Source organism: Nocardioides sp. NPDC006273 (genome assembly GCF_040613495.1).
Classification (GTDB): Bacteria; Actinomycetota; Actinomycetes; order Propionibacteriales; family Nocardioidaceae; genus Nocardioides.
Genome location: NZ_JBEXSD010000086.1, coordinates 1 through 18,404, shown reverse-complemented (window position 1 = coordinate 18,404; position 18,404 = coordinate 1). Strand labels below are relative to the sequence as shown.

The following is an 18,404-nucleotide window of genomic DNA, read 5'->3' as shown; positions in this document are numbered from 1 at the left end:
CACGGCACCGGACGACCACCCCGCCCCCAAAAGCAATAAACCCGAACCCACAACAGTGGGTTCGGGTTATGCCGATGTCCTGAGACATCACACTGTCGGGTTGACAGGATTTGAACCTGCGGCCCCCTCGTCCCGAACGAGGTGCGCTACCAAGCTGCGCTACAACCCGAATGCTGCACCGATCAACGGTCCAACGAGAGTTGAGCATAGCCCAGAGGCTTCCCGGATCCGTAATCGAGCCCTACTGTCGGGATGACCCGCGCGGAGTGAGCGTCAGAAGGGTGGCCTCGGGGCGGCAGGCGATCCGGATCCGGGTGTACGGCGAGGTGCCGAGGCCGGCCGACACGTGCAGCCAAGCCTGCCGCCCACCGTGGGTGTGCGTGTGCAGCCCGCGGACCCGAGCGGGGTCGAGATCGCAGTTGGTCGCGAGCGCCCGCCCGCCGGGCAGACAGATCTGGCCGCCGTGGGTGTGGCCCGCCAGGATCGCGTCGTAGCCATCCGCGGTGAACTGGTCCAGGACCCGCAGGTACGGCGCGTGCGCGACCCCGAGGCGTACGTCCGCGGATGGGTCGGCGGGGCCCGCGACCGCGGACAGGTCGTCGAGGCGGAGGTGGGGGTCATCGACCCCGGCGAAGGCGAACTCGATGCCCTTGACGGTCAACGACGAGCGCGAGTTGGTGAGATCCAGCCAGCCGGACTTGGTGAAGGACGCGGTCAGATCGCGCCAGGGGAGCTCGGGCACGTTCGTACGCCGTTTGCCGCTGTCCGGCAGCAGGTAGCCGATCGGGTTGCGCATCCGCGGCTCGTAGTAGTCGTTGGAGCCGTGCACGAAGACGCCGGGCACGTCGAGCAGCGTGCCGAGGGCATTGACGACCGCCGGCACCGCCCGCCGGTCGGCGAGGTTGTCACCCGTGTCGACGACCAGGTCCGGCTTCAGCGTGGCCAGCGAGGCGATCCAGTCGAGCTTCTTGTGCTGCGACGGGACCACGTGCATGTCGGAGAGGTGCAGCACGCGGAGCGGGTCCGCGCCCTCCGGAAGCACGGGCAGTCTCACGCGGCGCAGCGTGTACTGACGGGCCTCCCACAGGGCGTACGCCGTCATGGCCGCGCCGGTGGCGAGCCCGGTGCCGAGTGCTGTGCCGACTACTGGGCCGATCACTGAGGCGAGCCGCATGGCTCAACCCTGCCACAATCGGTTCCATGAGCTCTTTGAAGGACCGACTCCGCACCGATCTGACCGCTGCGATGAAGGCCCGCGACAAGGACCGTGCCGGGACGCTGCGCATGGTCATGGCCTCGATCACCGAGGCCGAGGTCGCCGGCAAGGAGGCCAAGGAGCTCACCGACGACGAGATCATCACGATCCTCACCCGCGAGGCCAAGAAGCGTCGCGAGGCGGCCACTGCCTTCGCCGAGGGTGGCCGCACCGAGCAGGCCGAGAAGGAGACCGCGGAGGCCGCGGTGATCACCGAGTACCTTCCCGCTCAGCTGAGTGCCGAGGAGATCTCCGACCTGGTCAGCAAGGCCATCGCCCAGACCGGTGCTGCCGAGGAGGGGATGCGCGCCATGGGCAAGGTGATGGGCATCCTGACCCCGCAGACCAAGGGCCGCGCCGACGGTGGCGCCGTCGCCGCAGAGGTGCGCAAGCAGCTCGGCTGAGCGGCACCGGAGAACGACTGTGGCCCCTACCGGATCGGTAGGGGCCACAGTCGTTGGACGGGCGCGGTGTCAGTCGTTCGGCCACTCCCAGCCAAAGTCAGACCCTTCCTGGGCCGCCGCGGGCTTCCCATTGCCGGGCTTGTCGTCGTCTCCGCCGTCGTCCTCGGGCTTCTTCTGGTCCGGCTTCTTGCCGGGCTTCTTCTCGGGCTTCGGCTCCGGCCCGAGCGAGGTGTAGATCGTGATCGGGGAACCCTCGGCGGCGTCGCCGGACGGGGTGGTGAAGGCGACCAGGCCGCGGTCGTACTCGGAGTAAGCCTCGGGGCCGACCTGGACCTGGAAGCCGGCGCCTCGCAGCACCTTCGTGGCCTTCTCGACGGTCATGCCGCCGACCCAGGGGACGTCTACCGTGTTGCCCGCGATCACCTGCGGGTCGACCTCGTGGAAGTCCTGTGCCTTGAGGTACTGATCGATCACCTGCATCGCATCGCCCCACATCGGGGCAGCCTGCCCGGAACCAGAGGCCGAGCCGATGTAGGAGCCACCGACGACCTGCCCGTTGAGGGACTTCCAGGTGCCGTCGTAGTTCGCTCCGGCGATCATGGCGGCCGTGGCGAGCTTCGGGGTGTATCCCATGAACCAGACAGCCCGGTTGCCGTTGATGGTTCCCGTCTTGCCTGCAGCAGGGACGGAGAGGGCCTCATTGCTAGCGAATCCGCCTTCGAGCAGTCCGCGAAGGATGTCGTTGACCGCATCGGCGGTGCCCTTGGCCATCACCTGCTGGCACTTGGGCTCGTACTTCTTGATCACCTTGTCGTTCGCGTCGAGGATCTCGTTCACCGGGATCGAGTCACAGTGCTTGCCGCGGGCACCGAACGTGGCGTACGCCTCCGCCATCTCCAGCGGGCTCACACTGGTGACGCCGAGGGTGAAGGACGGCACTCGCTCGTCCTTGGGGTCGGTCAGCTGGATGCCCATCTTCTGGGCCATCTTGTAGGGGGCACAGAGGCCGGTGATCTGCTCCAGTTGAGCGTAGAAAGTGTTCACCGACTCGCGAGTGCCGGTGTACGCGTCCTTGGCCCCACTCGTCGTCGAGTTTCCGACCGGCCACGTGCCGACACGGTTACCGTCTCCGGGGCAGCCGGCGAACGACGACTCCTGGAGGACGATGTTCTCCGGCGAGTTGATCTTCTGCTTGAGCGGAAAGCCCTGCTCGATCGCCGCGGTGAGCACGAACGGCTTGAACGTCGATCCGGCCTGGAACCCGGCGGAGTCGCCGTACTGCGTCGGCACCATGTAGTTCAGGTAGGACTCGCCCTTCTTCCGCTTGTCACCCATGGGCCGCGACTGGGCGAGGCCGCGCACCCGTCCGGTGCCGGGCTCGACCATCGCCAGGGCGCCGATCGCGTCGTCGGTCGCGTACACGTGGTCCTCGACCGACGCCTGGGCGGCATCCTGGAAACGCTGGTCGAGGGTCGTCTTGATCGTCAGGCCCCCCGACTTGAGCAGCGCCAGCCGATCGGCCTCGGTCTCGCCGAATGCGGGGTCCTTGACGAGCCAGTTGATCACGTAGTCGCAGAAGAACTCCGCGGACGAGCCGAGGCAGCCGTTGCGCTGCTTCTGGACGTTGAGGCCGAGGTCAGCGTCCTTGAGCTTCTCCGCCTCGGAGCGGGAGATGACGTTGAGCCCGGCCATCCGGTCGAGGACGACGTTGCGGCGGGCGATGGTGGCGTCGGGATAGTTGGTCGGGTCGTAACCGGTGGGGTTCTTCACCATCCCGGCGAGCATCGCCGACTGCTGCCAGTTGAGCTCGGAGGCGTTGACGTTGAAGTAGTGCTTGGCGGCGGCCTGGACGCCGTAGGCGCCGTCGCCGAAGTAGGCCGCGTTGAGGTAGCGCTCGAGGATCCAGTCCTTGGAGTGCTTCTCCTCCAGCGCGATCGCGTAGCGCAGCTCGCGGATCTTGCGGGCCGTCGACTTCTCGATCGCGGCCTTGCGCTCCTCCTCCGTCTTCGCGGAGTAGACCAGCGTCGTCTTCACCAGCTGCTGGGTGATCGAGGAGCCACCCTGCACCGAGTCGCTGGCCTGGTTGGTGATCAGCGCGCGCAGAGTGCCCTTGAGGTCCATCGCACCGTGCTGGTAGAAGCGGTAGTCCTCGATCGCCAGGAGAGCCTTCGTCATGTTGGACGAGATCTGGTCGAGCGGGCGGTAGACGCGGTTCTGGTCGTAGAGCGTCGTGATCAGCTTGCCCTTGCGGTCGACGATCTTGGTCGTCTGAGACATCTCGTCGATCTCGAAGGCCTGCGGCAGCGAGTCCATCTTCTCGGCGGTCTCTTTGGCCGCGATCCCGGCCACGCCGGCGAAGGGGATGGCCAGACCTGCGGCGACGACTCCGAGGACGGCTGCCACACCGCACATGACGGCGAGGTGCTTGAGCACGGTCTGCGGGCGCAGCGACGGCGAGGACATGCTGGTCATGTTAGGTGATCGCGGCTAATAGCACATGATTCGCAGTTGGCGCCGCACAGGTGGGTCAAAGGGGGTCCCTGGGACCCTCCTAGTCATTTCGGGCTACATACTTTGGGCCAGAAGGGTGTGTCACTAGAGAGGTTGCGGTCTTTAACCTTTAGTCCGCACGGGCGCTCACGCCGTCATTTGGGGAGGGCGAAGCGCTCCGACGAAGGGATGGCACACAATGTGGATTGATGAATGGTCGCTGCAGGCTGCATGTCGTGAGAACGAGCCCGACGAGCTCTTCGTCCGGGGAGCCGAGCAGAACAAGGCCAAGATGGTCTGCTCCGGCTGCGTCGTCCGCACCGAGTGCCTGGCCGAGGCGCTCGACAACCAGATCGAGTGGGGTGTCTGGGGCGGCATGACCGAGCGTGAGCGTCGTGCTCTGCTCCGTCGCAGCCCCAATGCTTCGTGGCGTGCGGTGCTCGAGGCCGCGCGCACCCGTGCCATCGTGGAGTGAGCACTCGTCCCCTACTCGAGTGGATCGCTGAAGATCTTGGTTGAGCCAGGACGTACCTGCGTACGTCCTGGCTCGACTCATTCCTGCGCCAGCAGTCGGGCGATCTCGCGGAGCCCGTCGAGATCGTGTACGTCGCCGGGCAACGCCGGCACGACGGCGGTCGGGACCTGTGGATGGGCAACGGCGAAGCGCTCGCGCAGCTGATCCTGGCGTTCGACCAGGCGGGCGCGGTCGGCGTGGAGCCTGAGCAGCCCGGCGGTGAGGGGCGCGTCCGGGAGCCGCTCCGCTGCCGCCCCGGCCGCGGCGGCGGTGAGCGAGGCGTCGTCGGGCAGGGTCGCGCGATTGACGACGAGCCCCTGAAGGGGCATCCGGTCACCCGAGAGACGCTCGACGAAGTAGGCGGCCTCCCGGAGCGCGTCGGGCTCGGGCGCCGCGATGACGAGGAAGGCGGTCTCGTCGGCCTGAAGCAGTGCGTAGGTCTCCTGGGCCCGCTGCCGGAAGCCACCGAAGACGGTGTCGAGTGCGGTCACGAAGGTCTGCAGGTCGGTGAGCATCTGCCCGCCGAGGACCTTCTTGAGCGCGTTGGTGACGAGGTTGATCCCGGCCGACATGAGCCGGACCGGGCCCTTCGTGGGGGCCAGCATCAGGCGTAGGAAGCGGCCGTCGAGGAAGCTCGAGAGACGCTCGGGAGCGTCGAGGAAGTCGAGCGCGCTCCGGCTCGGGGGTGTGTCGACGACGATCAGGTCGTAGTCGCCGTTGCCGCCGTTGTGGGCGAAGGAGTCGCGGTAGAGCTGGCCGAGCTTCTCCATCGCCATGTATTCCTGCGTGCCGGCGAAGCTCGAGCTCAGGGCGATGTAGAACTGGTTGTTGAGGATCTGCTGCGCCTTCTCCGGGCTGGCCTGGGACTCGACCACCTCGTCGAAGGTGCGCTTCATGTCGAGCATCATCGCGTCGAGCCGCCCCGGGCCGACCCCGGGGACGGTCCGAGGCGTGTTGTCTAGCTGGGCGATGCCCATCGACTGGGCGAGCCTTCGGGCAGGGTCGATCGTCAGCACCACCACCTTGCGCCCGCGTTCGGCCGCTCGAAGCGCGAGGGCGGCCGAGGTGGTCGTCTTGCCCACGCCACCGCTGCCGCAGCAGACGATGATGTGGGTGTCGAGGTCGTCGAGGAGCCGGTCGACCTCGAGAGCCCGGGTGTGGTCGCCGTGCGCGGCCAGGGGGCCGACGCGTGGATGTGACGTCATGCCAGCCCCTGATCCTTCAACTCGGCAGCGAGCTCGTAGAGCCCGCCGATGTCGATCCCGCCGGCCATCCGGTTGAGCTCGTAGGTGGGGACGCCCAGCCCGGCGACGAGGTCACGCTGGGCGTCCTCGAGAGCTCGGCGCTCGGCGTACTCCTTCGCCTCGTCGGTGAGGGCGGAGAGCAGGGCGGGGTCGGGTTCGATGCCGGCGCGCTCGAGGTCTTCGGCGATGGCCTCGCCGTCGAGGGAGCCGGCGAGGGCGGGCGCGAGAGATTCGTCGGGGAGGTCGCGGGGGCGCACCTGGTTGACGATGACGCCGCCGACCGGGAGCCCGGCGGCGCGCAGCTCGCTGATGCCGTCGGCGGTCTCCTGGACCGGCATCTCCTCGAGCAGCGTCACCAGGTGGACCGCAGTGCGCCGGGAGCGGAACAGGGTCATCATCGTGTCGGCCTGGTTCTTGATCGGGCCGACCTTGGCCAGGCCCGCGACCGACTCGGACACGTTGAGGAAGCTGGTGATCCGGCCGGTCGGGGGAGCGTCGAGCACGATGGCGTCGTAGGTCCGCGCGCCCTTGTTGCGGCTGTTGCGCTGGACGGCCTCGAAGAGCTTGCCGGTGAGCAGGACGTCCCGCACTCCGGGCGCGATCGTGGTGGCGAACTCGACGACGCCGAAGCGGTCGAGGGCGCGGCCGGCCGGGCCGAGCTTGTAGTACATCTTGAGGTACTCGAGGAGCGCCTCCTCGGGCGCGATGTGCAATGCGTAGACGTTGCCCGGCTCGGCGTCGGCGCCCGATCGCGACCGCAACCGCAGTCCGGTCGCGATCCGGGTCTCCGCATAGGGCAGCGGGTCGACATCGAACATCCGCGCCACCCCCTGGCGGCCCTCGACCTCGCAGAGCAGGACGTTCTTGCCATGGGAGGCCAGCCCGAGCGCCAGGGCTGCAGCCACCGTGGACTTGCCCGTGCCGCCCTTGCCGGTCACCACATGCAGCTGCACGTGTGGCCAGTCGGAGCTCATGGGCCGACTTTATCCGGGCTGAGGAGATTGTGAACCTGAGAGTGATCTATCGGTCACTCTCGGGTTCACAACTCAGGGGGTGATGTTGAGGTTCTCGACGATCTTGGTGCCGAGGGTGGTGTCACCGGTGATCGTCACCTTGGAGGGGTCGGCGGAGGCGCGGCCACCGGCCAGGAGGACATACGTCTCGCGGTCGGTGGAGAGCGTGACCGTCGGGTCGGCCACCGGGTTGGCCAGCGGGACGCCCTTGCCGTCCTTGGTGACCGTGAAGGCGTACGGAGCGTGCCCCTCGACCTCGACGACGACCGACGAGCCGGCGGCGCCACCGGCCTTCTTGGCGAGCACGAAGCCGACGCCCTCGAGCAGGTAGTCGGTGGTGTGGATGGCCCCGGCGGTGTCGAGGCCGCCCGGACGACCGGTCGCGCGGCGGATGTCCTGCTCGTGCAGCCAGAGGTCGAGCGGACGGTTGCGGAGCAGCTTTCCGGTGGTCCACCCGATCGCACCGAAGACGCCGGACGCCGGCGCCGCAGGGTCCTCGGGAGGGGAAGCGAGCAGTTCCTCGTGGCGTACGGAGGCGTAGCGGCGGATCTCGTCGATGATGCTCGCCGGCGAGGCATCGCGCCGGGTGAGCACGCCGATCTCGGTGAACTGGCCCATCGGCGTCCTGATGTGCTCGGACTCGGGGACCTCGGCATCCTCGCGGGGCGCGCCGCCGGTGAGGCCCTCGAGGTGTGCGACGTGAGAGGCGATGGCGCGTACGTCCCAGCCGGGCAGGTCGGTGGCCAGGCCCCAGTCGGGCTCGGAGAGCTCCTCCAGGAGCGCGAGGAGGTCCTGGACCGAGGACCACCAGGTGTCGACGTACGTCTGCAGCTGCTCTGTCGAAGTCACGGGTCGACCCTAGTGGGCGGGCCGTCGGTTGGAAGGTCAAACCATGTCGCCGGGAAGCCGGTCCGCCGGTCCGGGAAGTAGGGTGCCGACATGACCAAGTGGGAGTACCAGGTAGCGCCGATCCTCAACCACGCGGCGGCGCAGATCCTCAACAACTTCGGTGCCGATGGCTGGGAGCTCGTCTCCATCATCGACAACGGCACCGGCAACTACGTCGGCTTCTTCAAGCGGGAGGTCTCGGCGTGAGTGGCCCGGAGGAGGTCCTCGCCGAGCTCGGGCTGAGCGTTCCGGAGGTGGTGCCCCCGGTGGCGGCCTACATCCCGTCGCTCCGCACCGGTGATCACGTCTTCACCTCGGGCCAGCTTCCGATGAAGGACGGCGCCCTGCTGTCGACCGGCAAGCTCGGTGGCGAGGTCTCGCCCGAGGAGGGCATCGCCGCTGCGCAGCAGTGTGCGCTCAACGCCCTCGCTGCGGTGAAGGCCGAGATCGGCGACCTGTCGCTGGTCAAGCGGGTCGTCAAGGTGACCTGCTTCGTAGCCTCGACCCCTGACTTCACCGCTCAGCCGAGCATCGCCAACGGTGCCTCTGAGCTGCTCGGCAAGGTCTTCGGTGACGCCGGACGCCACACCCGCTCCGCCGTCGGTGTGTCGGTCCTGCCGCTCGACGCCCCCGTCGAGGTGGAGATCATCGTCGAGATCTGAGCCTTGAACTGAGGCTCAGATGGGGGTGGGAGGCTGGCGTGCGCGTCGCTACAGTGACGAACGTGCGCATCCCGATCCCCCCAGTCCGGCTTGGTGACGACGTCGTGGCGTTGGCCGGGGAGTACGCCGAGGGCGTACGCACCCCGGTCGAGCCGCGCGACGCCGCGACGGTGATGCTGCTGCGGCCTGGTCCGAAGGGCACTCCCGAGGTCTACCTCCTCCGTCGGCAGCTGACGATGGGTTTCGCTGCCGGGATGGCGGTCTTTCCCGGCGGCGGCGTGGACGTACGCGACGACGAGCTGCCCGACTCGTGCTGGTCCGGGCCGTCGGCGGGTGAGTGGGCGCGCCGGCTCGGGGTCGAGGAGTCCCCAGCGCGAGCGCTGGTCGCCGCGGCGGTGCGAGAGACCTTCGAGGAGTGCGGTGTGCTGCTCGCGGGGGCGTCGGGAGACGCCGTCGTCGACGACGTCTCGGGCGACGAGTGGGAGGCCGACCGGGCCGCACTGGAGTCGCGCTCGCTGTCGTTGACCGACCTGCTGACCCGACGCGGGCTGGTGCTGCGTACGGATCTGCTGGCGCCGTGGGCCGCCTGGACGACGCCCATCTTCGAGCCGAAGCGCTTCGCGACCTGGTTCTTCGTCGCGCGGCTGCCCGAAGGGCAGGTCACCCGCGACGTCTCGACGGAGTCCTCCTCGGTGCTCTGGCTGGGGGTCGACGAGGCGGCTGCCCAGGTCGAGGCCGGCGAGCTGGCGATGATGCCGCCGACCTACCTCAACTGCCTCGAGGTCGCCTCGATCGGGTCGGAGGACGAGGTGCTCGCCGACGCCGCCGGACGGACGCTGACGATGTTCACCCCGGCGGTCACCGCGACCGACGGCGGCCACACCCTGTCGATGATGCCGATGCACGAGAAGCTGATGTCCGGACGGAGGCGCTCATGAGCGACTCCTGGTCAGGCGGGGTCTTCGGTGAACGTGGGCAGTGCATCCTCGCGCCCAACCCGGGGATCATGTCGCTCGACGGCACCAACACCTGGGTGCTGCGCGAGCCGGGCGCGCGCCGGTCGGTCGTGATCGACCCCGGACCTCTCGATGAGGGTCATCTCGATGCCGTCGCGGAGGCGGCCGGCGAGGTGTCCACGGTCCTGCTGACTCATCATCACTACGACCACTCCGAGGCGGCCCGGGCCTTCGCGGAACGGGTCGGAGCCGGCGTACGCGCTCTTGATCCTGAATACCGGCTCGGGACCGAGGGGCTCGGCGACGGTGACGTCATCGAGGTCGACGGCCTGGAGATCCGCGTCGTCGGCACTCCCGGGCACACCGCGGACTCGCTCTCCTTCTGGCTCCCGGCCGACGGAGCGGTGCTGACCGGGGACACCGTCCTGGGGCGAGGCACGACCGTGGTCGCCCATCCCGACGGTGAGCTCGGCGCCTATCTGGACTCGTTGGACCGCCTGCACGCGCTGGCCTCCGAGCACGGGGTCGGCAACGTATGGCCTGGTCACGGCCCGGTCATCGGGAACGCCCTCGGCGCACTCGACCACTACATCTCCCACCGCCGCGAGCGTCTCGGCCAGGTCGAGGAAGCTCTCTCCGGGCTCGGTGTCACGCCGGCCGATGCGGTTCCGCGGGCGATCGTCGAGATCGTGTACGCCGACGTCGACCAGGTCCTGTGGGGTGCCGCCGAGCTCTCGGTACGAGCGCAATTGGCTTACCTCGCCGAGCGCTGAGGCCTACTGTTCGGCTCATGGCGATCCTGTCCGGAGTCGAGCTCCTTCTTCCCGACCCGCCCGCGTGGCGGGCCTGGCTGGAGGAGCACCATGTCGACACGCCCGCGGTCTGGCTGGTGCTGACCAAGAAGGGCGGCACGCTGACCACGTTGACCTGGCAGACCGCGCTCGATGAGGCGCTCTGCTTCGGCTGGATCGACGGCCAGGCCCGGCGGCGCGACGAGCAGTCGTCGTTCCAGCGGTTCACCCCGCGTGGCCCGAAGAGCCGCTGGTCACAGAGGAACGTCGAGCACATCGACCGTCTCGAGCGCGAGGGTCGGATGACCGCCGCCGGGCGGGCCGCCGTGGCGGCGGCGAAGGCGGACGGGCGGTGGGAGGCTGCGTACGCCGGTCCGGCGACCGCCGAGACCCCGCCAGACCTCCTCGCCGCGATCGCCGCGGTGCCCGAGGCGCAGGCGATGTACGACGTCCTCACCTCGCAGAACCGCTTTGCCCTCTATCACCGCATCATCACGCTGAAGACTGAGGCCGCGCGGGCACGCAAGATCGAGGAGTACGTCGCGATACTCGCTCGTCACGAGACGATCCATCCACAGAAGCGCCGGCCTCAGTAGCCCCGTCTGGCGGGCGAAGGCATCTCGGCCTTCCTTCGCCTGACGTGTCCCCAGATGAGGAAGCCGGTCACGACTGCACCGATGGCGCCGACAGGCGGTAGCCAGAGGATCGGGCTGCGATTCGCCCATTCGGTATCCGGAACCGAGACCACGACGTCAGGGGACAAAGACGTTGCGACGGACAGGTTCTGCACGCCGATGTCGATGTGCGCGACGATCTCGGTCGACCCATCGGAGGCGACCGTACGAAGATCCCTGTCGTCCGCATTCCTGGTCACGATCAACGCCGTGCCATGGATGTCCCAGCCGGCGACGCCTTCGAACGTCCGACCGTCGACATCGACGCTGTGAACTGAAGGCTTCCGGCCGAGGCTGAGCACGGTGCGTGTGCGGGTGAAGCCGATCGATCCGATGCTCGGACCGTCGTCGCCGATCGTGGGTCCGACCCAGGTCGAGACCGTGGTGGACTCGTCTCCCGGAAGGCCACCTTCATAGCCCGGCCATACCCGCGTACGGTCGTTCGAACGCATCCCGACCGTGCCGTCGGCGGAGATGCCCGCGTTGGTCCAGGAGCCAGCAGGAAGGCGTTGGCTCGTGCCGTCCGAGATGTTGATCCTCCCCGCATCCTCGGACTCTCCCGACGCGCTGGACCACACCAGCCAGGTGGAATCTGGGGACCAGGCAAGGCTCCTCACCCGGTTGTGATTGCCGGTGATCCCGAGAACGAAGGTGTCGACATCCCCTGAGAGCAGGTTGACGATGTTGACGCGACTTCCATCGGGCCCCGTCCACGTCGAATACGCGAGTCGAGCACCGTCGGGTGACAGTTCCACGGTCGGTTCGTCGGAGAGCACTCGGGTCCCGTCGCTGTCCGGCAGGGCGAGCCTGTGGTAACTGCCTGCCGCTGTGATCACCACGGCTTGGATCCGTTCCCGGCTGTAAGGATCCTCGAAGGCGGCGACAGCCCGGCCGACGTCGAACGAGGTGGTGACGGGCACGTTGGGAGCGCCCTCCTGGTACGGGTCGTTCCAGCGGATCTGGGTGGGAATCGCAGCGCGACTCGGTACGCCCGAATCACCTTGCGCCTCGATCTCGATCGTGCCGCCTGATCCCTCCACGGTGTCGCCGCGCGACAATACTGCGGTCGTATCGATGAGGAAGAGAGCGCCCACGAGGACCAGCAGAGCAGCGAGGACGGCGACGACCAGGAGCATGTGTCTTGCTCGCCGCCAGAGGATGACCACCACGAGTGCAGCGACCAGCCAGAACACCGCCGTGCCGATCCACGGGGGCCAGAAGAACGGCTTGCTCCGATGCACCGTCGGGTGCTTGATCGAGCCGGCGTCGATGAGGTCGAATGCGATGCTCGCCGTGTCCGCAACCATCCCGGCACTGCCGTCGAGTGCGATCAGCGAGTTCCCGCCGGCGACCTCGTCCGCTGCCTTGTCACCGAAGTTCCAGACCTGACCGAAGTAGACGTTGTCGGCGCCGTAGAGTTTGAGCAGCGGCGCGTCTCCCGACCAACCGACTGGCCGCCACATGCCATCGGAGGGGGTGGCGTAGGTCTGGCCGTCGCCGTCCACGGGGACGAGCCCGTCGTCCGAGTTGATGTAGAGGTCAGAGCCGTGGAACATGATCGGCGCGTAGGCGGAAGCCTTTTCGGGGAACGGCAGAGCGGTGAGCTCCCCCTCGGCGGATTGGACATGTAGTTCGTCATCGGGGGTGCCGTTGAAGGCGATCGTCCCCTCGTCGGAGACCGCCCAGAGGCCGAGGTCTGTCGCGTCGCCGATCTCGCCGGTGTAGGTGGTCACCTCGGCCGACGCGTGGGTGATGACGCCCGTGACGACATCACCCGGGACGTACCCCTCGGAGTGCCAGCGGTCCATCTTGAGCCCGGTCCAGAGCAGCTGCCTGCCGCCCTCGGACCACTCCACGCCCGTGACGTAGGTGCTCGCGTCGTCGCTGAGGTCCCACTCGAAGACTTCGCCGGTGGTCAGGTCGGCGATGCGTACGCCGCCCGAGACGTGCTGGCTGTCGGTCGCCGCGTCTCGACCCAGACCCCAGGACCACGCCAGCTGGGTTCCGTCCGGTGAGAGGGCAAGTGGGCGGCGCCCGCCGTCGTCGCCGGAGGAGTCACTCCAGTAGGGATCGAGGCCGATGAAGTCTGGGAGTGCGAGCGGGTGGTAGTCGCCGTCGTCGGCATCGATGACGACCGCGACGGCTCCGTTCGAGTCCTGAGCCGGTTGGACGTACGCGATCGCACCCGTGCCGATGGCCAGGTCGTGTTCCAGCTTCCCGACGTTGGCATAGTGGCCGTCTTCCGTCTCGGCCAGCCACGTCGGCGTCGCATAGATGGTGTCGGGGACGGCGAGGTCGGTGTCGCCTCGGGCGGGGTGGACGTCGGCCGAGTCGCGCTGCTGAGTGAAGGCGACGGAGCCGGCGATGAGAGCGATGGCGGCCGAGATCGCACCGATGGTGATGACGACCGAGCGGCGATGGGCGCGGCGGCCGCGAGCGAAGGTGTCAGTTGGGACGTACGCCTCGGGGGCTTGCTCAGCGATGCGGTGGAGCTCCTCGCGGAGCTGCTGGTCAGTCATGGAGGAGCTCCTCGAGGTGAGGCGCGAGGACACGCAGGCGCGCGAGGGCCTTGCGGGTGGTGGACTTGACCGTGCCGGAGTGGATTCCGAGAACATGGGCGGTCTGGACCTCGGTGAGGTCTTCGAAGAAGCGAAGCACGAGGATCGTGCGCTGGCGGGCCGTGAGCTGCGCGAGCGCGGCGTCGAGGCTGAGCCGCAGCTCGGTGTCAGCAGGGGCGGCAGCCGACGTCTCGTACGTCTCGGTCGGGGTCTCGACCAGACGCCGGCGGCGCCACCAGGAGACGTTCTGGGTGTAGAGGATGCGGCGGACGTACGGCTCGGGGTCGCCCTGGATGCGATGCCAGGACTTCGCGGCGAGCAGAAGTGCCTGCTGGACGAGGTCCTCGGCGAGGTGCGCGTCGCCGGTCAGCAGGTATGCGGTGCGCGAGAGCGCCGGGACGCGGGAGCGTACGAAATGGTCGAACGCTTCGCGGCCGGCGTCTGTGGGGGAGAACAAAGACCCGGCCTCCTTTCACCGGCTACTACGCCGGATGAGAGGAGGCCGGGTGCCTGTTGGAAGGTAAAGAATCAGGGCGTTCGGAGTGCGTGCCTGGCAAGGCGGAGGAGGGAGCCGACCTTTGAGCGGAGCGGGTCGGCGACCGACGACAACGCGGCCAGGTGCGTACTCCGGGCGTCCTGATCAGCGGGCGCGGCGGGCCATGCGCTCAATGTCCATGATCACGACCGAGCGGGGCTCGAGGCGGAGCCAGCCGCGGCTGGCGAAGTCGGCCAGGGCCTTGTTGACGGTCTCACGGGAGGCGCCGACGAGCTGGGCGAGCTCCTCCTGGGTGAGGTCGTGGTGGACGTGGACGCCGTCGTCGGCGGTGCGGCCGAAACGGTCGGCGAGGTCGAGCAGGGCCTTCGCCACGCGGCCGGGGACGTCGGAGAAGACGAGGTCGGCGACGACGTCGTTGGCCTTGCGGAGTCGGCCGGCCAGCTGGGCGAGCAGGCCGCGGGCGACGACCGGGCGGCCCTCGAGCCACTTGAGGAGGTCTTCGTGCGACAGGCTCGCGAAGGCGGAGTCGGTGACCGCGGTGACGGTGGCCGAGCGGGGGCCGGGGTCGAAGAGGGAGAGCTCGCCGAACATCTGGCCCGGGCCCATGATGGCGAGCAGGTTCTCGCGGCCGTCGGACGAGGTGCGGCCGAGCTTCACCTTGCCGTCGATCACGACGTACAGCTTGTCGCCGGAGTCGCCCTCGTGAAAGAGCACCTCTCCGCGGCGGAGCTTGGACTCTGCCATCGAGGCGTGCAGGGCCGTCATCGACTCGTCATCGAGTGCGCTGAAGAGCGGTGCCTGACGGAGTACGTCGTTGTCCATTGCGGCCATTCCTCCTGGATTTTCCCCACATCCGCGGGTATTACATCGGGAATCCTATCTGTGGAACGTCTCACAAGTGCACATCACCCACCGATAAGGGCAGAAAGAGCATGTATAGGGCGGTATCTGTGCTAGCCGTCTGCTGGGCCAGATCGGGATTGTCGGTGGGGCCGCGTAGCCTTGCTGCGTGCCTGCCCAGAAGTTTGCGACTGAGACGCGCCTGGGTCTGGTGCGTCGTGCCCGTCGAATCGACCGAATTCTCGGCGAGACCTACCCGGATGCGAAGGCCGAGCTCGACTTCACCAACCCGTTCGAGTGTCTGGTCGTGACCGTGCTGAGCGCGCAGACCACCGACAAGCGGGTCAACCTGGCCTCGCCGGCGCTCTTCGCGGCCTACCCGTCCGCGAAGGAGATGGCCGCCGCGCCCCGGGAGCACCTGGAGCAGCTCGTCGGGCCGCTCGGCTTCTTCCGTGCCAAGACCGAGGCTCTGCTGAAGCTGAGCGCGGTCCTGGTGGAGGAGTACGACGGGGAGGTGCCCTCCCGTCTCGAGCAGCTGGTGAAGCTGCCCGGCGTCGGGCGCAAGACCGCCAACGTGGTGCTCGGCAATGCCTTCGGCAAGCCGGGGATCACCGTCGACACACACTTCGGGCGGCTCTCGCGTCGCTTCGGATGGACGACCGAGAAGGATCCGGTCAAGGTCGAGCACGCGGTCGGTGAGCTTTTCGAGAAGCGGGACTGGACGATGCTCTCCCACCACGTGATCTGGCACGGGCGGCGGATCTGTCACGCCCAGAAGCCGGCATGCGGCGCCTGCCCGGTGGCACAGCTGTGCCCGGCGTACGGGGAGGGTCCGACCGACCCGGTCGCCGCGGCGAAGCTGGTCCGCACGGAGGGCCGCAACTGATGGTTCGTGTCCTTGGGGGCAGAGCCCGGGCCGCGACAGTGAGCGCTCTGCTCGTGGCCGTGCTTGCAGGGCTGACCGGCTGCGGCGCCGATTCGCCGGCCGGCGGCGGGCAGTCGGGCGCGCCGCTCGGCGACGCGACGTCCTCTTCTGACGTCGACGTCGCCACCGCGAAGATGGTCGCGGCCAAGAAGGCCTCGAAGGTGGAGGATTGTCGCGCCGGGTCGGCGAGCGACGGCGGCCTGCCATCGATCGAGCTGCCGTGTCTCGGCGGTGGCGAGTCGGTCGCTCTGGCCTCCTTCGAGGGCCCGATGGTGATCAACCTCTTCCAGGGCTTCTGTGCTCCCTGCAAGGAGGAGATGCCTGCGCTGCAGAACTTCCACGAGACCTACGGCGACGAGGTGCCGGTGATCGGCATCGACGTCATGGACACCGTGCCCGGGGTCGCGCTGGAGGAGGCGATCTCGCGAGGGGTGACCTTTCCGATGTACGCCGATCCCGGCGGCGAGCTGCAGGGCGGGTCGCTCACCGCGAGAGCGGTGCCGACGACGTACGTCTTGTCCTCCTCCGGCGAGGTGAAGCTGCTGCAGATGGGCGGCATGACCAGCGAGGACCAGGTCAAGGAGCTCGTCGAGCAGAAGCTGGGGATCACGCTGTGAGCGAGCGAGCGGACCCTCTGAACAACCTGCGACCGGAGTGGTTCGACGAGATCGTCGAGGCGGCGCAGCAGATCCGGGGTGAGGACATCTCTCAGTTCCTGCCGCCGGAGGACGGCAGCGCGCGCGAGTCGGCGGTGCTGATGCTCTTCGGCGAGGGCTCTGAAGGGCCCGACCTGTTGCTGACCGAGCGGTCGCACACGATGCGTTCCCATCCCGGGCAGGTCTCGTTCCCCGGTGGCCGCCTCGACCCCGGCGAGACCGCCGAGGAGGCCGCACTTCGAGAGGCCTGGGAGGAGACCGGGCTCGACCCGACCGGGGTCGATGTCGCCGGCAGGCTTCCGGCGCTGTGGATCCCGTTCTCCAACCATGCGGTGGTGCCGATCATCGCGTGGTGGCGAGAGCCGTCACCGGTCACGGCGCGTTCGCTCGAGGAGGTGCATGCCGTCTATCGGGTGCCGCTGTCGGATCTCATGGACCCGGCACACCAGATCCAGGTGGGCGCGCCGGGGCGCAGCGGTTGGCTGATGCCTGCATTCTTGATCGGACCGGAGAAGGATGTCATCCTCTGGGGCTTCACCGGCGGGATCATCAGCCGCTTCTTCACCTATCTCGGGTGGATCACGGAGATTCCGGACGCCCCGATCAAGGAGTTGCCCGAATACATGTTTCAGGGACGCGAACGGAATCGGCCGTGAATTTTCTTGACTGGATCCTGATCATTCTCGTCGCGGCCTACGCGCTCTCAGGCTATTGGCAGGGCTTCATCACCGGCGCCTTCGCGACCGGTGGACTGCTGCTCGGTGGCTTCATCGGCATCTGGCTGGCGCCGAAGGTGCTCGGCAGCGCGGCTCCGTCGTTGTGGGTCTCGCTCGGCGCTCTGTTCGTCGTGATCGCGTGCGCGTCCATCGGGCAGGCGGTGCTGCAATACGGCGGCGTACGTGTGCGGGACGAGATCACCTGGCAACCCGCCCGGATCGTCGATGCGCTCGGTGGGGCGCTGCTGAGCGCGGCCGCCGTGCTCGTCGTCGCCTGGGCGCTCGGTGTCGCGGTCTCGGGGGCCCAGATCAACGGGCTGACCCCGGCGGTGCGCGGGTCGGCGATCCTGGCCAAGGTCGACTCGATCATGCCGTCGCCCGCCGACCGGGCGCTGAGCGCCTTCAACGACGTCGTCGGCACCTCGTTCTTCCCGCGCTACCTGGAGCCGTTCGCCCGTGAGCGGATCGTCGAGGTCGGACCGGGCCCGCGCCGCATGCTCACCGACCCCGATGTCGTGCGTGCGGGGGAGTCGGTCCTCAAGATCCGCGGTGCCAACGAGTGCGGCAAGGGTGTCGAGGGCACCGGGTTCGTGATCGGTCGCGGCTATCTGATGACCAACGCCCACGTCGTCGCCGGTGTCGACGACCCCAACGTGATCGTCGGTGACGGAGCCAACGACGCCAAGGTCGTCCACTACGACCCCGAGATCGACATCGCGGTCCTTAAGTTCAAGGGTGGCGGCAACCTCGAGCGCCTCGAGTTCGACAGCACTGCCGCCGCCGAGGACCCGATCGCGGTCCTGGGCTACCCGCAGGACGGCCCCTTCGACGTACAGCCCGGCCGTATCCGCGCCGAGCAGCGCCTCCGCTCGCCCGACATCTACGGCGTCGGCACCGTCATCCGAGACGTCTACTCCGTGCGCAGCCTCATCCGTCCCGGCAACTCCGGCGGCCCCATCGTCGACTCCGAGGGTGACGTCGTCGGCGTCGTCTTCGCCGCCTCGGTCACCGACTCCGAGACCGGCTACGCCCTCACGACCGACCAGGTCATCGAGATCGCCCGCGCGGCGCGTTCCCAGACCGCCGCTGTCGACACCGGAGCCTGCGCCGGCTGAAGCCCACCCCCGCCGAGTCGGTAGAAGTGGCGGGCCGAGTCGGTAGTTCTGGACGTCGAATCTGTAGTTGTGGGCGACGAAACTAGAGTTTCGTCGCCGACAAGCTCGACGTCGTGATGGTGCCGAAGGTGCAGGGCCCCGAGGACATCCACTACGTGGACCGGCTGCTGGCGCAGCTCGAGGAAGTGCGGCCCCGGACCGCGATCC

Annotated in this window: 19 protein-coding genes and 1 tRNA gene; 11 read left to right on the top strand and 9 right to left on the bottom strand. The window is 68.2% G+C overall.

Annotated elements, in window-relative coordinates; genetic code table 11:
• Positions 1 to 95 precede the first annotated feature (95 nt).
• Positions 96 to 169 (bottom strand) — tRNA-Pro (locus ABZZ22_RS24950).
• A gap of 72 nt (positions 170 to 241) precedes the next feature.
• A complete protein-coding gene (locus ABZZ22_RS24945; RefSeq protein ID WP_354937513.1) occupies positions 242 to 1,174 on the bottom strand; it encodes a metallophosphoesterase in 933 nt (310 codons plus the stop codon).
• A gap of 26 nt (positions 1,175 to 1,200) precedes the next feature.
• On the opposite strand from ABZZ22_RS24945, the gene ABZZ22_RS24940 reads away from it, so the two are divergent.
• On the top strand, positions 1,201 to 1,659 hold the full coding sequence (locus tag ABZZ22_RS24940; RefSeq protein WP_354937510.1) for a GatB/YqeY domain-containing protein: 459 nt from the start codon (positions 1,201 to 1,203) through the stop codon (positions 1,657 to 1,659).
• A gap of 69 nt (positions 1,660 to 1,728) precedes the next feature.
• Here the strand turns inward: ABZZ22_RS24940 and ABZZ22_RS24935 are convergent, their stop codons facing one another.
• Entirely contained in the window at positions 1,729 to 4,122 is a 2,394-nt protein-coding gene (locus ABZZ22_RS24935; RefSeq protein ID WP_354937507.1) for a penicillin-binding protein, read from the bottom strand.
• Positions 4,123 to 4,348: 226 nt separating this feature from the next.
• Here ABZZ22_RS24935 and ABZZ22_RS24930 point away from each other — a divergent pair, with 226 nt between their 5' ends.
• The gene (locus ABZZ22_RS24930) at positions 4,349 to 4,624 is read left to right on the top strand and encodes a WhiB family transcriptional regulator (protein ID WP_179660765.1); all 276 of its coding nucleotides are present in this window, start codon (positions 4,349 to 4,351) and stop codon (positions 4,622 to 4,624) included.
• Between the two features lie 77 nt (positions 4,625 to 4,701).
• Here the strand turns inward: ABZZ22_RS24930 and ABZZ22_RS24925 are convergent, their stop codons facing one another.
• The 3 genes from ABZZ22_RS24925 to ABZZ22_RS24915 form a co-directional block, all read right to left on the bottom strand.
• The gene (locus ABZZ22_RS24925) at positions 4,702 to 5,868 is read right to left on the bottom strand and encodes an ArsA family ATPase (protein WP_354937504.1); all 1,167 of its coding nucleotides are present in this window, start codon (positions 5,866 to 5,868) and stop codon (positions 4,702 to 4,704) included.
• Positions 5,865 to 6,881 carry an ArsA-related P-loop ATPase gene (locus ABZZ22_RS24920; protein WP_354937501.1) on the bottom strand — a complete coding sequence of 339 codons (1,017 nt, stop codon included), beginning with the start codon at positions 6,879 to 6,881 and terminating at the stop codon, positions 5,865 to 5,867. Before ABZZ22_RS24920 ends, ABZZ22_RS24925 begins: the two co-directional genes overlap by 4 nt.
• Positions 6,882 to 6,953: 72 nt before the next feature.
• On the bottom strand, positions 6,954 to 7,769 hold the full coding sequence (locus tag ABZZ22_RS24915) for a maleylpyruvate isomerase family mycothiol-dependent enzyme (RefSeq protein WP_354937498.1): 816 nt from the start codon (positions 7,767 to 7,769) through the stop codon (positions 6,954 to 6,956).
• Positions 7,770 to 7,859: 90 nt separating this feature from the next.
• On the opposite strand from ABZZ22_RS24915, the gene ABZZ22_RS24910 reads away from it, so the two are divergent.
• The 5 genes from ABZZ22_RS24910 (at position 7,860) to ABZZ22_RS24890 (ending at position 10,813) form a co-directional block, all read left to right on the top strand.
• A complete protein-coding gene (locus ABZZ22_RS24910; protein ID WP_179660769.1) occupies positions 7,860 to 8,015 on the top strand; it encodes a DUF4177 domain-containing protein in 156 nt (51 codons plus the stop codon).
• Positions 8,012 to 8,470, top strand: a complete 459-nt coding sequence (locus tag ABZZ22_RS24905) for a RidA family protein (RefSeq protein ID WP_354937495.1) — start codon at positions 8,012 to 8,014, stop codon at positions 8,468 to 8,470. Before ABZZ22_RS24910 ends, ABZZ22_RS24905 begins: the two co-directional genes overlap by 4 nt.
• A 62-nt stretch (positions 8,471 to 8,532) precedes the next feature.
• Positions 8,533 to 9,408 carry an NUDIX hydrolase gene (locus ABZZ22_RS24900; protein WP_354937492.1) on the top strand — a complete coding sequence of 292 codons (876 nt, stop codon included), beginning with the start codon at positions 8,533 to 8,535 and terminating at the stop codon, positions 9,406 to 9,408.
• On the top strand, positions 9,405 to 10,199 hold the full coding sequence (locus tag ABZZ22_RS24895) for an MBL fold metallo-hydrolase (RefSeq protein WP_354937489.1): 795 nt from the start codon (positions 9,405 to 9,407) through the stop codon (positions 10,197 to 10,199). The genes ABZZ22_RS24900 and ABZZ22_RS24895 overlap by 4 nt, the downstream gene beginning before the upstream one ends.
• 17 nt (positions 10,200 to 10,216) lie before the next feature.
• On the top strand, positions 10,217 to 10,813 hold the full coding sequence (locus ABZZ22_RS24890) for a YdeI/OmpD-associated family protein (protein ID WP_354937486.1): 597 nt from the start codon (positions 10,217 to 10,219) through the stop codon (positions 10,811 to 10,813).
• Here the strand turns inward: ABZZ22_RS24890 and ABZZ22_RS24885 are convergent.
• From ABZZ22_RS24885 to ABZZ22_RS24875, 3 genes are all read right to left on the bottom strand, one after another.
• Complete coding sequence (locus tag ABZZ22_RS24885) at positions 10,807 to 13,410, bottom strand: hypothetical protein (RefSeq protein WP_354937483.1); 2,604 nt, start codon at positions 13,408 to 13,410, stop codon at positions 10,807 to 10,809. The genes ABZZ22_RS24890 and ABZZ22_RS24885 overlap by 7 nt on opposite strands.
• On the bottom strand, positions 13,403 to 13,906 hold the full coding sequence (locus ABZZ22_RS24880; RefSeq protein WP_354937480.1) for a SigE family RNA polymerase sigma factor: 504 nt from the start codon (positions 13,904 to 13,906) through the stop codon (positions 13,403 to 13,405). The genes ABZZ22_RS24885 and ABZZ22_RS24880 overlap by 8 nt, the downstream gene beginning before the upstream one ends.
• A 183-nt stretch (positions 13,907 to 14,089) precedes the next feature.
• Complete coding sequence (locus tag ABZZ22_RS24875; RefSeq protein WP_008356269.1) at positions 14,090 to 14,767, bottom strand: Crp/Fnr family transcriptional regulator; 678 nt, start codon at positions 14,765 to 14,767, stop codon at positions 14,090 to 14,092.
• A gap of 187 nt (positions 14,768 to 14,954) precedes the next feature.
• Here ABZZ22_RS24875 and nth point away from each other — a divergent pair, with 187 nt between their 5' ends.
• The 4 genes from nth to ABZZ22_RS24855 are packed head-to-tail and all read left to right on the top strand — an operon-like array spanning position 14,955 to position 18,197.
• The gene (nth, locus tag ABZZ22_RS24870; protein ID WP_292649712.1) at positions 14,955 to 15,671 is read left to right on the top strand and encodes an endonuclease III; all 717 of its coding nucleotides are present in this window, start codon (positions 14,955 to 14,957) and stop codon (positions 15,669 to 15,671) included.
• A 53-nt stretch (positions 15,672 to 15,724) separates the two neighbouring features.
• Entirely contained in the window at positions 15,725 to 16,327 is a 603-nt protein-coding gene (locus ABZZ22_RS24865; protein WP_354937476.1) for a TlpA disulfide reductase family protein, read from the top strand.
• Entirely contained in the window at positions 16,324 to 17,022 is a 699-nt protein-coding gene (locus ABZZ22_RS24860) for a CoA pyrophosphatase (RefSeq protein WP_354937473.1), read from the top strand. The genes ABZZ22_RS24865 and ABZZ22_RS24860 overlap by 4 nt, the downstream gene beginning before the upstream one ends.
• Positions 17,019 to 18,197: a MarP family serine protease gene (locus ABZZ22_RS24855; RefSeq protein WP_354937470.1), complete on the top strand. Its 1,179-nt coding sequence runs from the start codon at positions 17,019 to 17,021 to the stop codon at positions 18,195 to 18,197. The genes ABZZ22_RS24860 and ABZZ22_RS24855 overlap by 4 nt, the downstream gene beginning before the upstream one ends.
• Positions 18,198 to 18,404 lie beyond the last annotated feature (207 nt).

Excerpts from the sequence above, each read along its gene's own strand:
- ABZZ22_RS24945 (WP_354937513.1), bottom strand. The coding sequence starts at position 1,174 with ATGCGGCTCGCCTCAGTGATCGGCCCAGTAGTCGGCACAGCACTCGGC.
- ABZZ22_RS24940 (WP_354937510.1), top strand. The coding sequence starts at position 1,201 with ATGAGCTCTTTGAAGGACCGACTCCGCACCGATCTGACCGCTGCGATG.
- ABZZ22_RS24935 (WP_354937507.1), bottom strand. The coding sequence starts at position 4,122 with ATGTCCTCGCCGTCGCTGCGCCCGCAGACCGTGCTCAAGCACCTCGCC.
- ABZZ22_RS24930 (WP_179660765.1), top strand. The coding sequence starts at position 4,349 with ATGTGGATTGATGAATGGTCGCTGCAGGCTGCATGTCGTGAGAACGAG.
- ABZZ22_RS24925 (WP_354937504.1), bottom strand. The coding sequence starts at position 5,868 with ATGACGTCACATCCACGCGTCGGCCCCCTGGCCGCGCACGGCGACCAC.
- ABZZ22_RS24920 (WP_354937501.1), bottom strand. The coding sequence starts at position 6,881 with ATGAGCTCCGACTGGCCACACGTGCAGCTGCATGTGGTGACCGGCAAG.
- ABZZ22_RS24910 (WP_179660769.1), top strand. The coding sequence starts at position 7,860 with ATGACCAAGTGGGAGTACCAGGTAGCGCCGATCCTCAACCACGCGGCG.
- ABZZ22_RS24895 (WP_354937489.1), top strand. The coding sequence starts at position 9,405 with ATGAGCGACTCCTGGTCAGGCGGGGTCTTCGGTGAACGTGGGCAGTGC.
- ABZZ22_RS24890 (WP_354937486.1), top strand. The coding sequence starts at position 10,217 with ATGGCGATCCTGTCCGGAGTCGAGCTCCTTCTTCCCGACCCGCCCGCG.
- ABZZ22_RS24885 (WP_354937483.1), bottom strand. The coding sequence starts at position 13,410 with ATGACTGACCAGCAGCTCCGCGAGGAGCTCCACCGCATCGCTGAGCAA.
- ABZZ22_RS24875 (WP_008356269.1), bottom strand. The coding sequence starts at position 14,767 with ATGGACAACGACGTACTCCGTCAGGCACCGCTCTTCAGCGCACTCGAT.